Origin of the sequence: Thioalkalivibrio versutus, assembly GCF_001999325.1 — a bacterium.
GTDB classification, from domain to species: domain Bacteria; phylum Pseudomonadota; class Gammaproteobacteria; order Ectothiorhodospirales; family Ectothiorhodospiraceae; genus Thioalkalivibrio; species Thioalkalivibrio versutus.
On sequence record NZ_MVAR01000015.1, the window covers coordinates 61,684 to 77,117 of the forward strand.

The window sequence follows — 15,434 nt, forward strand, 5'->3', positions numbered from 1 at the left end:
ATACTTTAGGGGAATTGCATGCTGGAGATCGTACAAGCGGGTGGGTGGCTGATGCTGCCGATCCTGCTGTGTTCCGTACTGGCCGTGGCCATCGTGCTGGAGCGGCTGTGGACGCTGCGCCGCTCGCGGGTCGTGCCGCCGCGCCTGCTGACCTCGGTGTGGGAGCAGATGCGTACGCAGGGGCTCAAGCTGGACGATATCCAGCGTCTGCGTGCGGGTTCCCCGCTGGGGGCGATCCTGGCCGCGGGTCTCGCGACCCATGACCGCGCCCGCCAGATCACCCAGGAGAGCATCGAAGAGGCCGGACGTCGCGTGGCCCACGATCTCGAGCGCTACATGAACACGCTGGGCACGATCTCGATGATTACCCCGTTGCTGGGCCTGCTGGGCACCGTGGTCGGGATGATCGAGGTGTTCACCGTGATCACCGAGATCGGCGTCGGCAGCCCGCGCGATCTGGCCGGTGGCATCTCGCAGGCCCTGATTACCACCGCGACCGGGATCGGCGTGGCCATCCCGGCGCTGGCCTTTCATCGCTACTTCCGTGGCCACATTGACGAACTGGTGCTGGAGATGGAACAGGAGGCCACCAAGCTGGTCGAGGTGATCCATGGCGAGCGCGAGGCCGGTGCGGTCGAGGGTGGGGCCAAGGCGTGAACTTCCGTACGCCAAGCCGGCAGGAAGAGCCCGGCGTCAATCTGACGCCGTTGATCGATGTGGTGTTCCTGCTGCTGATCTTCTTCATGGTCTCCACCACCTTCGATCAGCACGCGGACATCGAGCTGACCCTGCCCTCGGCCGACCGCGAGGCCGAGGCCGTGGAGCGCGCGTGGATCGACATCATCGTGGACGCTAACGGGAACTACTTCATCAACGGCCAGGAACTGATCAACCGCCGCGCGGAGACCCTGGAGCGTGTGCTCTCAGAGGCCCGCGAGGGCCGCGAGGACGACCCGGTGCTGATCCGCGCGGACGCCAATGCCACCCACCAGTCGGTGGTGCGCGCGCTGGATGTCGTCGGCCGCCTGGGTATCACCTCGGTCTCCATCGCCACCTTGGGTGATGCCGCCGATGACGACTGACGACCAGCACCCACAGCACCTCGACTCCGGCTGGGCGGTTTATCGCCGCCTGCTTGGCTACGCCTTTGTCTACTGGCCGCTGCTGGCGATTGCGACGGTGGCGATGCTCGGCATGGCGGCGACCGAAGCGGGCTTTGCCGCGCTGATGAAGCCGCTGATGGACGAGTCGTTCGCCGAGGGTGATTCACACCCGCTGATTCCGTGGATTCCGGTGGTGCTGATCGGCTTGTTTCTGATCCGGGGCGTGGCCGAGTTCGGTTCGGTCTACGCGATGCGCTACGTCGGGCGGCAAGTCGTCAAGCGCCTGCGCGAGGAGCTGTTCGAGCGTCTGTTGCACATGCCGGTGCAGCGCTTTCAGGAGCAGAGCAGCGGCGAGCTGATTTCACGCGTGACCTACAACGTGGAGCAGGTGGCGACGGCCGCCACGGACGGGTTCAGTACGCTGGTGCGGGACACCCTGACGATTATCGCGCTGCTGGCATGGATGTTTTGGCTGACCCCGAGCCTGACCCTCACGATCCTGGTTATTGCGCCGGTGATGGCCATTCTGGTGCGGGTGGTGACCAAGCACTTCCGGCGTATTTCGCATCGCCTGCAGTTCAACATGGGCGATGTGACGCACGTGACGCAGGAGGTGATCGAGGGCCACCGGGTGGTGCGCATCTTCGGTGGCGAGACCTACGAGCGCGAGCGCTTCGAGGACATCAATGAGCGCAATCGCCGCCTGCACATGCGTATGGAGGGTATCAAGGCCGCTTATACCCCGACCATCCAGTTCCTGGTGGCGGCAGTACTGGCTTTCGTGATCTGGGTGGCGACCTCCGATTTCGGCGATGACACCGTCACTGCCGGCACCTTCGTGTCATTTCTGACCGCCATGCTGTTGTTGCTGAGCCCGATTCGCCGGCTTTCGATGATCAACGCGACCCTGCAGCGCGGGATCGCGGCCGGGCAGAACATCTTCGCCGTGCTGGACGAGACGCCGGAACGTGACACGGGGCACGTACCGCTGGATCGTGCCGAGGGGCACCTGGTATTCGACGATGTGGCTTTTCGCTACGGTCCGGAAGGCCCGGACGTGTTGAAGGCGGTCTCCTTCGAGGTGAAGCCGGGCGAGAACGTCGCGCTTGTCGGCCGCTCGGGCAGTGGCAAGACCACCTTGGTCAACCTGCTGCCACGTTTCTATCACCCGACCGAGGGCCGCATTGTGCTGGATGGTCACGACCTCGAGACGATCCGTCTGCGCGACCTGCGCCGTCAGATCGCCTATGTCGGTCAGAACGTGACCCTCTTTGCGGATACAGTCGCAGCCAATATCGCGTACGGGCGGCCCGAGGCCAGCGAGGCGGAGATCCGCGAGGCTGCCCGGGCGGCGCATGCGCTGGAGTTCATCGATCGCCTGCCGGATGGGATGCAGACCCTGGTCGGCGAGAATGGCACACGGCTGTCCGGCGGCCAGCGCCAGCGTCTGGCCATCGCCCGGGCGCTGCTTCGGGATGCACCGATACTGATCCTGGACGAGGCGACCTCGGCGTTGGACAACGAATCCGAACGTCAGGTGCAAGCCGCTCTGGACGCACTGGTGAGCACCCGTACCACGCTGGTGATTGCCCACCGTCTGTCCACTGTCGAGGGCGCCGACCGTATTCTGGTGATGGATAACGGCCGTGTGGTCGAGACCGGACGGCACGACGAGTTGATTGCCCTCGGCGGGGTTTACACGCTCCTGCACCGCCTCCAGTTCCGCGAGGAGGTGGGGGATGCGGGGTGATGCAGGAGGTTACGGCGCTCGGCGGTTTGCGGTCTGGGGCGCGACCTGGCGCGATTATCGTCGCGGTGAGGGGAACCGTGCGCGGGCCCGTCGGGGCTTCCTGACGCCACCCGACGAGCGGGGGCGGCTGGTCTGGATCAAGGCCGGCGGCACGCCCGAGGAGGTGCGCCTGGGGATCGAACTGCTCGGCGCGGTGCGCGACAAGCGCCAGGATGTACGCATCGTCCTGACCTTCGAGCAGGACTACCCGGAGCTCTTTGAACGACACATGCAGCCGTTTCGCAAGGTGGGGGTGGGCTATGGCCCCTGTGATCGCCCGCGGGTGGTGCGCCGGGTGCTCGAGCGTTTTCAGCCCCATGGCATCCTGCTGGCCGGCGGCCAGGCCCCGGTGAACCTCCTGCAGGCGGCCGAGGTCCCGGTGATCGCGGTCAATACGGGTCCGCCCACCCGGGCGGTGCCTCCGGTCGTGCGCCACTGGCCGGTCGATCCGGCCGGGGCGCAGGCGTGGCCGGAGGCCGCGTTCGAAGCCGCACTGGCGCCCGCCGACCCGCAGGCGCGATTTGTCGAGGCCCAGGCCGATGTGGTCCTGCGCGCATTGGTCGGGGGTAACGTGGAGCGCCTGTGGTGGTGGCACGGCCCGTCGGAGCAGTGGCCCGCCTGGCGCACGGCCTGGCAGGCCTCTGGCCGGGGGCAGAGCGATATCCTGCTGGCGAGCCTGCGCGGGGATGCGACCGAGGCCGGGCTGCCCGGCGCGGATCTGGCGGTCTCGGCCTGGGATCGTTCGACGTTGGCGCCGGGGACCATCCTGCATCTGGATGACCGACGCTGGTTTGCCGCTGCGGCCAGTGCCGCCCATGCGGTGCATCTCGCGGCCTCGGATCGCCAGGCCTTGTGGCAGGGCCTGGCCGGCGGGGCGGCGGTGAGCCTGGGCGAGGCCCCGGCAGCGGCGTTGCCCTGCCCGGTGCTGGGCGAACCCACCGCGGTACTGGAGGCCTGGCAGCGGTTGAGCGCCGACCCGGCCGCGCGGCGTCAGCAGGGGGATGCGGCGCGGCGGCGCTTCTGGGACGAGCGGCGCCAGGTGGATGCCAATTTCGATGCTGTTCTGCAGCAGGTCTGGGACTGGTAGTCATGGGGTCGTTTCAGGCGTGGCTGAGCGCCCGGTTGTGGGATCAGTGGAGCCAGCGCGGGCCGTTCGCCGCGGCGATGTTCCCGTTGTCGTTGGCCTACGCCGGGCTTGCCGAGTGGAACCGTCAGCGCCAGGAGCAGGCGCGGCGCGATATCTCCATCCCGGCGCGCGCGGTGATCGTGGTGGGCAATCTGACTCTGGGCGGCAGCGGGAAGACGCCGATGACGGTGTGGCTGGCCAAGCGCCTGCGTGCCGCTGGCTATCGCCCGGGCATTGTCAGTCGCGGCTATGGCGGGCGTGGCGATGTGGCCGGGATCGCGGTGACGGCCGATTCCGATCCGGTGGTGGTGGGCGACGAGCCGTTGCTGATCGCCCGGCGCACGGGCGTCCCGGTGCAGGTGGATCGCGACCGGGTGCGCGGGGCGCGGGCCCTGACCGACCAGGGCGTGGACGTGGTGATCGCCGACGACGGCATGCAGCATCACCGCCTGCCGCGCGATATCACTATCCTGATGGTCGACGGGCGACGCCGCTTCGGCAATGGGCTTTGTCTGCCGGCGGGGCCGTTGCGGGAGCCGAAGCGGGCCCGGGAACGGGCCGATTTCGTGATCGTGACCGGTGGCGAGCCGGGTCCCGGCGAGATCCCGATGGAACTGGTCCCGTCCAGTCGGTTGCAGCGGGTGGACGGGGCGGAGGAGGCGCGCAAGCCCCACCGCTTTGCCCGGCGCGATGCCCACGCCATCGCCGGGATTGCGGATCCGGAACGCTTCTTCCGCACCCTCGAAGAAGCGAAGATCGGTATCATTCGGCATCCGTTTCCGGATCACCATCGTTTCCTGCCGCATCAGATCCGCTTCGATGACGAGTTGCCGGTTCTGATGACGGAGAAGGATGCCGTAAAATGCCGGTCGTTTGCGCAGGATAATCATTGGTACTGGCCGATCGCGGCCCGGTTGCCAACCACTTTCGAGCCGGCGCTACTCGCGCGTCTGGAGACGGTCAGTCGGCTCAAACACCTGGGGTAATGCATGGACAAGCGTCTGCTCGATATTCTGGTCTGCCCGGTTACCAAGGGTCCGCTCAAGTACGATCGCGAGAATCAGGAGCTGATCTCCGTCTCCGCCGGTCTCGCCTATCCGATCCGGGACGACATCCCGGTGATGCTGGAGGACGAGGCGCGCAGTCTCTCCGAGGACGAGAAGGAACGCTGGCGCGAGGCCTGAGCATCCGCATGACGGGCTTCGTTGTGGTGATCCCGGCACGCATGGCCTCCAGCCGTCTGCCGGACAAGCCGCTGGCTGCGGTGGCCGGGCGCCCGCTGATTGCGCATGTGATCAGCCGTGCGCAGGAGAGCGCCGCCACTCGCGTGATCGTCGCCGCGGATGACGAACGCATCCTGGCGGTGGCGCGCCAGTGCGGGGTCGAGGCCTTCCTGACCGATCCCGCGCTCCCTTCCGGCACCGACCGCATCGCGGCTGTGGCCGCCGCCGAGGGCTGGGGCGACGAGTCCATCGTGGTCAACCTGCAGGGCGACGAACCGCTCACCCCGGGGGCGCTGCTGAATGACCTGGCGGCCCTGCTCGAACAGACCCCGCAAGCGGATATGGCCACCCTGGGCGTGCCGATCCGCTGCGCGGAGGATCTGGCCGACCCCAACCAGGTGAAGCTGGTGACCGACCGCAACGGCCGGGCCCTGTATTTCTCGCGCGCCCCGATCCCCTGGGACCGCGAGGCGCGCCGGGCGGGGCAGCCGCCCTCGGTCGACCATGCCATCCGGCACCTGGGGCTCTATGCCTACCGCGCCGGCTTCCTGCGGCGCATGAGTGCCGAGCCGCCCGCGCCGCTGGAACAATTGGAGCAGCTGGAACAGCTACGCGCGCTGGACATGGGGGCCTGGATCCAGGTCGGTCGCCGGGCCGAGGCGCACCCGCCTGGCGTGGATACCCCCGAGGACCTGGACCGCGTGGACGCCTTTCTTTCGGGCACGGCCCGCGTGTAACGCGCAAGCGGGCTTCTACCGCCTGCCTGCGCGGAAGCCAGCTCGCAGGTGAAGGGATCGTTGCGGAGCTTCCGTTTCCGTCAGGACCCGGTTCGGGGATCGCGCACCCAGTCACCTATTGGTTGTCGGGGTGGGTCGGGTCGAGGGCGGCCAGCAAGGCCTCGTGCTCCAGTCGCGCATCCTCGATCTCGTCGAGCACCCCATCCACGTCGGGGGTCTCTTCGCTGTGCACAAAGTGCCCCGTCAGGGGTGTTTCCGGCGTCAGGTCACCGTTGGCGAACAGGTCCCACATCTCGTGGGCGTACTGCGTCTCCAGCAGCGTGGGGTCCGCGCGGCCGAAGGTTGTGCGCATGTTGTTCACGTCCCGCTGCAGCATGCGGAATGCGCTGTTGTTGCCGGCGGCGTTGACGGCCTGGGGGAGGTCGATGATGACGGGTCCGTGCGCGTCCACCAGCACGTTGTACTCGGACAGGTCGCCATGGATCAGGCCGGCGCACAGCATGCGCTGGATCTGGCGGATCATGAATGCGAACCACTCGCGTGCTGTCTCGGGGTCCAGCTCGACTTCGTGCAGCTGGGGCGCGGTGTTGCCGTCGGCGTCCAGCACCAGTTCCATCAACAGGACGCGGTCGAATACGCCGTAGGGGACGGGCACTCGAACGCCCGCGTCGGCAAGGCGGTAGAGCGCCTCGACTTCCGCATTCTTCCACTGCGTCTCCTCGACCTCGCGGCCGTGACGCCCACGTCGGGCCATGGCCCGCGCATCGCGGCTGCCGCGGACCTTGCGGCCTTCCTGATACTCGGCCAGTTTGTGGAAGCCGCGATGCTTGGCTTCCTTGTACGCCTTGGCACAGCGTGTCGCACCCCCGCTGCGGACGAGGTAGATGTTCGCCTCCTTGCCGCTTTGCAGCTGCCCGAGGACAGCATCAATGACGCCGTCTTCGATCAGCGGCTGGAGGATCTTGGGGATTTTCATAAGCGCGTACGGGGTTGGCGAAACGAAAGACGCCGACCTGGGGGAACCCCGGAGGCCGGCGTCGTGCGTTCCAAAACGGGTGGGTCAGGGCAGAAAGATCTTGGGTTTGCGCTTCTCCGCCTTGGCGGTGCGTTTCTCCATCAGTGTCTTTTCGGCCTTCTTCTTGCTGTCGCGCTTACGATCCATGGTCTTCATGGGGTGGGTCCTCTGGGGCGCCGGACGGGTCATCCGGCTGATTGCGTGCCCGTTTCTGCTGGCGTTTTTCTTCCTGCTTGGCGGCTTTCTTCAGCTCGCGCTGGCGCTTTTCGTATTGGTAGTTCGGTTTGGCCATAGGGCAGCAGGGTCTCCATTGGGGTGTCGCCAGCGAGACGGGGTCACGAAGCGTTGTCTCTCCACAATAGCACCGAAACATCGCCGTGGGGGCGAGCGCCCGAAGAAGGGCAAGGAGGTGCCTGGCGTTTTCGTCCCCGTGCGGTTCAGGCGGGCGGGTGCAAGCCGCCTTGCAGGGCGCGGGCCAGGGCCTGGCCTTCGCGGATGGCCCGCTCCGGTGTGGAGTGGTGCGGTTTGAGGGTCGCGATCACGCGGTGTTCGAGCTCGGTCTCGGTCAGGATTGTGTTCGGGTCGATATAGCCGTTGTCGGTGAGCCATTCGGACAGCCGTTCGCGGGCACTGCTCTGGAAGCGCTTGACCGTACCGTTCTCCAGTTCGCGCAGGAGCTGTTCGCCGTTGCCGTTCAGCTGGTTCGCCAGGTCGGAGACGGCGTCGATGAAGGTCGCACTGACGGCCTCGGAGGCCTCCAGGGCCTCGCGGTCGACCGGGCGGCCGCGACCCTGGCGCCAGGCGCGAGTCCAGGCGCGGGCGGCCTCACTACGGGCCTGCAGCGTCTGGCATTCCGGGGGGTCCAGCAGGGAGCCGGCGGGGCCTTGTAGCAGGGATTCCAGCGCGCCCAGGCGATCCACCCCCAGCTCCAGCAGGCGCTGCAACAGCTCCAGACGGTCTCGCAGCAGGTGAAACAGATGGATACCGGCCGGATCCTGCCAGGGGTCGATCAGGGGAATGCCCCCAATCCGCTGCGCGTAGTCCTCGGGCGCGTCGCTGCCGGGGGCGGGTACCGCTTCGGTTTCCGGAAGGCTCAGCTGCTCGTGGCTACCCAGCGCTTGCTGTCCCCAGCGGCGTGCGGCCAGGTCGATGATCTCGACGCTGGACTCCTGTGCCTGCCAGTAACGCGCGTCTTCGGGCTGGGCGGTCAGGTAGAAGACCTGGCGGCCGGCCTCGTGGGCCAGTGCCTGCAGGCTTTCGGCCACCGCCCGGAAGCGGTCCGGGTCCGCCGTGCCCAGCGCCTCGTCGAGGATGAGCGGGAGCGCGCTGCGCCCGCGTTCGGCCTCCAGCGCAAAGGCGATGCGTACGGCGAGCAGAAGCTGCATCCGCGTCCCGCTGGAGAGTTCGGTGAGCGAGCGGGTGGCCCCGCTGGCGGTCTCGCGGGCGCTGAACCGGGCCGAGGCATGGGGCGAGAACTGTAGTTCGTAGTGATGCCGTGTGAAGCGCCGGAACCACTCGCGGGCCTGGCGCAGGGCGGCGGGCTGCACCGCCTGTTCGTGTTCCATCTCGACCTGGTCCAGCAGGAAGTTGCCGGCCGTGGCGAACAGGGCCTGGTCGAGGCGCTGGGTCAGGGCGTCGCGGGCGAGTTCGCGGCGGGCGCGGGCGGTTTCCAGCTGGCGTTCATGGCCGGCGCGGTCGATGGCCGCTTCGATGCGGGCGATCTCCTCGCTCAGCCGGTCGCGTTCCGCCGCCTGGTCGCGCAGTGTCTGAAGTTGCGATTCCAGGGGTTCCGCGGCATCGGCCTCGACCGCCTCCAGTAGGTCCGGGCGGTCCTCGAGGTGGCGGCGGCGTTCGCGTTCGCGTTCGCGCACATTACCGAGTTGCACGTTTAGTTCCTGCCAGTCGGGCCACAGACGCAGCCTCTCGCGCAGGGTCGATTCATCGTCATTCTCCAGGCCGGCCGCTGCGTACAGGGCGGCGATCTGCTCCCGCGTTCGGTTCGCGTCGGCTTGCAGGCGTTCGAGTTCGCGCTGGGCGGCCTTCTCCTCCCGCTGCGCGGTGTCCCGCGTCTGCAGCCGGGCGGCGAGACGGTCCAGGTGCTGGGCCAGGGTATCCGCCGAAGGCTCGGAGTCCGGAGGGGCCACGGCATACTGGGCGAGAAAGGCCATGACGGGCGCCCGGGTCGCCTCCAGCTCGGCTGTCAGGCGTTCCTGCTCTGCCCGGGCCGTGTTCACGGCCTGGCGCGCCCGGTCATGGTTCGCGGTCAGGTGGATCCAGCGCTGCAGCGAGGCATCCATACAGCCGGGGTCGAAGCCGACCTGCCGGGCAATGTCCTTCAGGCGCCCCTCTTCCCGGTCGCGGGCGGCGCGCCGCTCTTGCAGTTCCCGTTCGAGTCGAGCGCGGCGCTCCGCCGTTCGCCGCGCGCCCTCCGCGGTTTCCAGTTCACGCTCCAGGTGGGCCAGGCGCTCGCGGACCGCGTCGGCCGTCCAGTCCGTGGGCAGCGCCAGACCGGTATCGCGGAAGCGTGCCTTCGCAGCCTCGCGGGGTATGTTGTCGGTCGCCGGGCGAGCGGCGATGTAGGCGCCCCAGGCGACCGGGAGCGCGAGTACGGCGAAGGCGGGGTGTACCAGCAACGTCGCTGTGCCAATGGCGCCGCCCGCCGCGAGCAGGGCGATCCCGGCGGCGACCCGGCGCAGGCCGGTCCAGGGGGTGGGGCGCGGGGACCCCAGCCAGTGCAGCAGCTCGTCGCGGCCGCGTCGCAGTGTGTCGGGGGTGGGCAGGGTGTCCTCAGTCGGAGGCAGGGAGGCGAGTTCGTCTTCCCGTTGCGCGATGCCGGCCTGCAGCCCACGCAGGGTCTCCAGGGACTGTTCCACCGAGTGGAGCGTGGCGGGGTCCAGGGCCGGAATCGCCTCTGGCGTGCCCCCCAGTTCTTCGGTTGCCTGGTGCCGTGTCGCCTGGGCCGCGTGCAGCTCCCTTGTCGTCTGCTCCAGCCCCCTCTCCAGCTCCAGCAGCCTGCGAACCACGGGGCGTTGATCGTCCACGCGATCGGCATCCAGCTCGGGATCCGCCAGTCCGGCTGCCTCGCGGCGCTGGCAAGCGTCCTCCAGGCGTTCGCGGGCCTGTTGTTGTTCGTGTTCCAGGCGTCGCAATTCGTCCTGGAGTGGGGCGAGGCGTTGCAGTTCGTCGCCGCGGAGCCTGTCCAGACCGGGAGGCAAGGCCGCCACCCGGGTCTCCAGGTCCCGGTGTTCGCGGCGGGCCCCCAGCAGGTCCATGGCGCGTTCGTACTGATCGGCCTCGTGGGCAGCGCGCTGGGTCTGCTGGCGTTGCGCCTTCAGGTCGGTCAGGCGCTGTTCGTCGTGTTGCAGGCCGCGTTGCTGCTGACGGCGCTCGCGCAGTTCCTGTTCCGCGGCCGTCAGCGCCTGGGACTCGCTACGGGCGTGGGTCGTCTTCAGGGCCAACGCGGGATCGTCGCGCAGGGCGGGCAGGTCGTAGCCACCGGCCAGTTCGCGGGCCAGGCGCAGGCCGATCTCCTGCTCGGTGCCGTGGTCGGCGTTCAGCAGATCCTCGATGCGCAGGGTGTAGCAGTCGATGAAGCGATGATCCGGCAGTGGGGGCGCCTCGACGCGTTCGCCATTGCGGGACCAGGACAAGTCGGTCCCCAGCCGATGGGCCTGTAACGGGCCCTGGGCGTCGACGAAGGTCGCCTCGATGTGGACTCCGGTCTGGCGCAGTTCCTGGGCATACAGGGCGGCTCGCAAGGCGCGCACCAGGCTCGATTTTCCGGACGCGTTGGGCCCGATGGCCACGTTCACGCCTGGCCCCAGGGCATCCAGGCGGAACCCCGGATGGATGCCCGGCAGACGGACGATATCCAGTGAGTCCAGTCTCATGCGGCCCTCACGCTTCGCTCTCGCGCTGGAGCAGCAGCCGGTCAAGGGCGTGCAGGGCGGCCGCTTCCAGGTGGCGGGCGATCGCCTCGTCATCCGGGCCCTCCGGGGCGAGGGCGCGATAACGCGGGTCATGAATCACCTGGGCGAGCGGAGCCCGGGCCTTCTCCAGGAGTTCGCGGCGGGCCGCGTTGTCCGGGCCTTGCAGCAACTGGAGCTTGCGGGCCAGCAATGCGGCGGGATCGCTGCCCGCGGCGAGTTCCGCCAGGTCCAGGGCGGGCAGGGCCTCCAGGCGCCAGTCATGGACGAAATACAAACGGCCGCCGAGTTCCTGCGGGGTGGCGCGCGGGTCGTCGGCGTAGAGGCTGCGCTCCAGCGCATGGCGTTGATCGCTGCGTCCGGTCAACCGCAGGCGGCAGCCGACGGCCGCAGGCCTGTGGCTCCAGGTCTCCAGCTCGGCATGGAGGGCTCCCAGTGCCTCGGTCACCCGGCGGTGGATATCGGCCGCTTGCTGCAGGCCATCCACGGCGATCTCGAGGGTATGCCAGTACAGCGGTGCCAATGGAATCTGCTCGATCGCGAGGTCGCCGCCCGGGGTGATCTCGAGACGCCAGGGGCCATGGCGGCCGGGCTCGCCCGGATCCATGCCGCTCAGGGAGCCCAGATAGCCCATCGGTCGGGGCGCGGCGAGCGGATCGGGGCGGTGGATGTGGCCCAGTAGCCAGGCCTCGACCGGGGCGGCCTCCAGGTCGCTGCTGCGCACGGGGGCGTGCGGGCTGCGGGACTGGTCACGATCGCAGTGCAGCAGCCCGACGGTGGGGCAGTCTGTGGGGGCGGGAAAATCGCCTTCCAGCGGACTGGTGGTTACGCGCGCTTCGGGGAACGACCAGCCCGCAATCCGTACACGCTGATCATCGTGGCCGCGCAGCTCGCGGGTGTCCCACTGCCCGCCGGCCCCCAGCAGCTCGAAGGCCGGCAGGGATTCGGCCAGCCGTGGCAGGACCTGGACGTCATGGTTGCCGGCGACGCCGAGTACCCGGATGCCCGCCTGGGTCAGGCGCTCGACACCCGCCCTCAGGTCGCGGTAAGCCTCGTAGAAGTCGTCCTCCTGTTCGACCACGTCGCCGGCCAGCAGAACCGCGTCGATGCCTTGTTCCACGGCGTAGTCGACGCTGCGGCGCCACGCAGCGGCCGGGCCGAGGTTTGCGATGCCGAGCGCCTCGTCCACCGCGGGCGGGATGCGCGACGGCTGTCGGCCCAGATGGATGTCGCCCACGCACAGGAGCTTCATGGACGCGGGGAGGCGGTCGGGATCATGGGCGCAGTTTGGAAGAATCGCGGACCAAAGCCAATCCCGGACCGTGGCCGGGTTGGCTCAGGCTTCCATGCCGAGTTGCCGGGGCAGCTGGCCGAGGCGGCCGAGGGTCAGGCAGGGGCGGGGGTGACCGTGTTCCCAGGGGAGCGAGTCGGGGTTGAACCAGGCGGCGCGGAATCCGGCCTGTAGTGCTCCCAGGACGTCCGCGGTGCTGTCGTCCCCGACGTGCAGGATGGCGTCCGGCGTTACGCCCGCCTGTTCGCGGGCCTGGTGGAAGATGCGTGGATCGGGCTTGGCGGCCCCGGCCTCCCCGGCGGCGATGGCGAAATCAAAGTGTCGGCCCAGGGGTGTGCGAAAGACATCCGCGTTACCGTTACTGATCGCGCCCAGGCGGAAGTGGCGTGCCAGGGTTGCCAGCACATTCTGGGCCTCGGGATAGGGCGTGACCTCGTTGCGCGCCTCCCAGAACACCTGGAAGCCTTCACCCGACAGACGCTCCGGGCAGCAGCCACAGGTTTCGGCCAGTTCGCGCAGCCAGCGCTTGCGCAGGCGGGTCAGGTCGTGGCGCTCGTGGTCGGGGGCCGCGCGCATGAAGGCCGTTCGCGCCTGGATCAGGGCATCGGGACCGAAGCGCTCGCACACCTCGGGCGCCTGCTCGCGAAGCCAGGCATAGAAGCGCGCCTCGGCGTGATGGATGACCGGCATCACCGGCCACAGCGTGTCGTCGAGGTCGAAGGTCAGACAGCGGATACGGCCGGGTTCGAACGCTCGAGGTCGAACAGGCTCGCGACGGGGTGCGTGGTTCATCCGTACAAGGGTAGCGTGGAACTGCGACGGCGCGACCATTCGGATAACACCTTTGGGGGTACTCACGGCGTTCGGCCGTCGGAGTGGACTGCTACGCTGGGAAGGAAGCGACGAGGAGGTCTTCGACATGCAAACAACCAACGATTCCGGTGTCTGGCCGCGTTACAGCCGGGGCCAGCGGGTGGTGCACTGGCTGGTGGCGGTATTGGTGCTGGGCGCGCTGAGTCTCGGCGGGACGATTGGCTGGTTCGGTTTCGAAGGGTTGCAGGCGCGCTTCGGCGAGGATGCGACCAACACCATTTACACCTGGCACAAGAGCTTCGGGGTGCTGATTCTGGCACTGATGCTGGTGCGCATCGGGCTGCGGCTGCGTCATGGCAAGCCGCCCTACGCGGTGGCACTCGCCCGTTGGCAGCGGATTGGCTCGGAGGTGGTGCACGGGCTGCTCTATGTCCTGCTGATCGTGATGCCGGTGATCGGGTGGTGGGCGACCGCGGCCGGGGGCTATCCGGTCCAGCTGGGGCCGTTGATCCTGCCGGGCTTGTTCCCGGAAAACGAAGCCCTTTCGGAGATCCTGTTCGGCTGGCACCAGGCGCTGGGGATGGCCATCCTGATCCTGGCGCTCGGCCATATTGCGGTGGCGCTGTTCCACTGGCGCGTGCGTCGGGATGGCGTGATGCAGCGAATGACCTTCGGTTCGGCTCGGCGCTGATTCCGGGGCGCCGATGCTGCGATTGCTGCTGACCCTTGTTGCGCTGAATGCGGTGCTGCTGGGTCTGGAAATCCCGCGCTACGCGGGACTCGCACCGTACTGGCTGGCCTGGGAGGCCGTGCTGCTGGTGGGCCTGTTCGCACTTCTGCCGGCGGGCCGGCTGGCGCGGGGGCTGACATGGCTGGCGGGCGGGCTCCTGCTGGCGCTGGTGGTGCTGGCGTTGTTCGATGCCCTGACCCGGGCCAGCCTGACCCGGCCGCTCAACCTGATCCAGGACTGGATACTGCTGGATGCGGTGTACCAGTTGGTGACCGGGAATCTCGGTACGCTGGCCACGGTGTTGCTGGCCATCGTCCTGATCGCCGGGCTGGTCGTGGTGATCTGGGGAGCGGCTCGGGGGCTGTATGCGCTGGGCAGCCGCTTCGCAGGCGCGCGGCGGGTGCCGCTGCCCCTTGCCGTTGGGCTGCTGGCGCTTGGCCTGGTGGGTACGGCCGCCGGCATGCGCGACGTGGCGCCCGCCGGAACGGTCGCGCCGGCGGCTGGGATGGTGCAGCAGCAGATCGCGGCGGGGCAGGCGGCCATCGCGGAGAACCGGGCCTTTCGTGCGCGGCTGCAGCAAAGCCGTGAACAGGCCGGGGCACAACCGCTGCCGGGACTTGCCGGGGTCGACGTGATCCTGGGCCTGGTGGAGTCCTATGGCGTCTCCGCCGTTTTCGACGAGCGCTATGCGCCCGTGATCGTGCCGGGACTCGAGTCGATTGGCGAAGAGCTCGACGCGGCTGGCCTGCACGTGGTGACCGGCGTGCTGGAGGCGCCGATTGCCGGCGGCCAGTCGTGGCTGGCGCAGGCCTCGCTGCTGTCGGGCCTGCAGGTCCGCTACGCCGGGCACTACGACGGGTTGCAGGCCGAACCCCGCGATACCCTGGTGCAGGATTTCCAGACGACCGGGCACCGCACGGTGATGCTCGCGCCGGCGATCCAGCTTGACTGGCCGGAGGGCCGGTGGTTCGGCTGGGACCGGATCGTGGACAAGTACGACTTCGACTACGCCGGGCCGCCATTCTTCTGGGTGACGATGCCGGACCAATACACTTGGTCGTTCTTCGAGCGCGAGGTGCGCGCGACGTCGGAAGACGCGGTGTTCGCGATGCTGGGGCTGGTCAGTTCCCATGCACCATGGACACCGATCCTCCCGGTGCTCGAGGACTGGGATGCGATCGGGGATGGCGCGATCTTTGACCAGTGGGCCGACCAGGGGCCCGCGCCGGAGACGCTGTGGCGGGACTTTGGTCGCGTGCGCGAGTACTACGCGGAGTCGGTGCGCTACTCGCTGGAGGTGACCGGGGTCTACGCCGCCCGGTTTGCCGACGAGGAAACACTGTTCTTCATGCTGGGCGATCATCCGGCGGCCGCGCTGATCACCGGTCAGGACGCCAGCTGGGCGGTACCGGTCCACGTGATCTCGGGCGATCCGGAATTACTGGAGCCGTTCCGGGCGCGCGGCTTCGTGTCGGGGATGCTGCCGCCGTCGGAGCAGGCGGAACATGGCTTCGATGCCCTGCGTGGCTGGCTGCGCGATGCATTTGGCGGGGCGCCCGGAAAGGACTGATCGAGTGGTGACTGTCGCGGTTTCTCGAGCCGAATGGCCGGGCCTGGTTAATCGTCTGGTGTTTACGGTGGCTTCTGTCCGGCCGCCTGCCAGGCGCTCTCTCGCGAGCGC

Annotated in this window: 13 protein-coding genes; 9 read left to right on the plus strand and 4 right to left on the minus strand. The window is 68.4% G+C overall.

From position 1 onward, the window contains the following. Window positions 1–18 precede the first annotated feature (18 nt). The 7 genes from B0684_RS05565 to kdsB are packed head-to-tail and all read left to right on the plus strand — an operon-like array spanning window position 19 to window position 5,978. Entirely contained in the window at window positions 19–657 is a 639-nt protein-coding gene (locus B0684_RS05565) for a MotA/TolQ/ExbB proton channel family protein (RefSeq protein WP_018146082.1), read from the plus strand. Next, window positions 654–1,082: an ExbD/TolR family protein gene (locus B0684_RS05570; RefSeq protein ID WP_018650355.1), complete on the plus strand. Its 429-nt coding sequence runs from the start codon at window positions 654–656 to the stop codon at window positions 1,080–1,082. The genes B0684_RS05565 and B0684_RS05570 overlap by 4 nt, the downstream gene beginning before the upstream one ends. Further along, window positions 1,072–2,853: a lipid A export permease/ATP-binding protein MsbA gene (msbA, locus tag B0684_RS05575; protein WP_026313076.1), complete on the plus strand. Its 1,782-nt coding sequence runs from the start codon at window positions 1,072–1,074 to the stop codon at window positions 2,851–2,853. Before B0684_RS05570 ends, msbA begins: the two co-directional genes overlap by 11 nt. Next, the gene (locus B0684_RS05580; RefSeq protein ID WP_018650353.1) at window positions 2,843–3,979 is read left to right on the plus strand and encodes a glycosyltransferase N-terminal domain-containing protein; all 1,137 of its coding nucleotides are present in this window, start codon (window positions 2,843–2,845) and stop codon (window positions 3,977–3,979) included. Before msbA ends, B0684_RS05580 begins: the two co-directional genes overlap by 11 nt. A gap of 2 nt (window positions 3,980–3,981) precedes the next feature. Beyond that, complete coding sequence (gene lpxK, locus B0684_RS05585; protein WP_018650352.1) at window positions 3,982–5,004, plus strand: tetraacyldisaccharide 4'-kinase; 1,023 nt, start codon at window positions 3,982–3,984, stop codon at window positions 5,002–5,004. Between the two features lie 3 nt (window positions 5,005–5,007). Further along, window positions 5,008–5,202, plus strand: a complete 195-nt coding sequence (locus B0684_RS05590; RefSeq protein WP_018169424.1) for a Trm112 family protein — start codon at window positions 5,008–5,010, stop codon at window positions 5,200–5,202. Between the two features lie 8 nt (window positions 5,203–5,210). Continuing rightward, window positions 5,211–5,978 carry a 3-deoxy-manno-octulosonate cytidylyltransferase gene (gene kdsB, locus B0684_RS05595; protein WP_018650351.1) on the plus strand — a complete coding sequence of 256 codons (768 nt, stop codon included), beginning with the start codon at window positions 5,211–5,213 and terminating at the stop codon, window positions 5,976–5,978. A gap of 115 nt (window positions 5,979–6,093) precedes the next feature. Here kdsB and B0684_RS05600 read toward each other — a convergent pair whose 3' ends face one another. The 4 genes from B0684_RS05600 to B0684_RS05615 form a co-directional block, all read right to left on the minus strand. Beyond that, window positions 6,094–6,954: a PA4780 family RIO1-like protein kinase gene (locus B0684_RS05600; RefSeq protein WP_018169426.1), complete on the minus strand. Its 861-nt coding sequence runs from the start codon at window positions 6,952–6,954 to the stop codon at window positions 6,094–6,096. Between the two features lie 476 nt (window positions 6,955–7,430). After that, window positions 7,431–10,883, minus strand: a complete 3,453-nt coding sequence (locus B0684_RS05605) for an ATP-binding protein (RefSeq protein WP_018650350.1) — start codon at window positions 10,881–10,883, stop codon at window positions 7,431–7,433. A gap of 7 nt (window positions 10,884–10,890) precedes the next feature. Continuing rightward, on the minus strand, window positions 10,891–12,171 hold the full coding sequence (locus tag B0684_RS05610) for a metallophosphoesterase family protein (protein WP_018650349.1): 1,281 nt from the start codon (window positions 12,169–12,171) through the stop codon (window positions 10,891–10,893). 84 nt (window positions 12,172–12,255) lie between these two features. Continuing rightward, complete coding sequence (locus B0684_RS05615; protein ID WP_026313075.1) at window positions 12,256–13,002, minus strand: HAD family hydrolase; 747 nt, start codon at window positions 13,000–13,002, stop codon at window positions 12,256–12,258. A 127-nt stretch (window positions 13,003–13,129) separates the two neighbouring features. Between B0684_RS05615 and B0684_RS05620 the strand changes: the two genes are divergently transcribed. Next, a complete protein-coding gene (locus tag B0684_RS05620) occupies window positions 13,130–13,714 on the plus strand; it encodes a cytochrome b (protein ID WP_018169430.1) in 585 nt (194 codons plus the stop codon). Between the two features lie 13 nt (window positions 13,715–13,727). Then, entirely contained in the window at window positions 13,728–15,323 is a 1,596-nt protein-coding gene (locus tag B0684_RS05625) for an alkaline phosphatase family protein (RefSeq protein ID WP_018650347.1), read from the plus strand. Window positions 15,324–15,434: the final 111 nt, after the last annotated feature.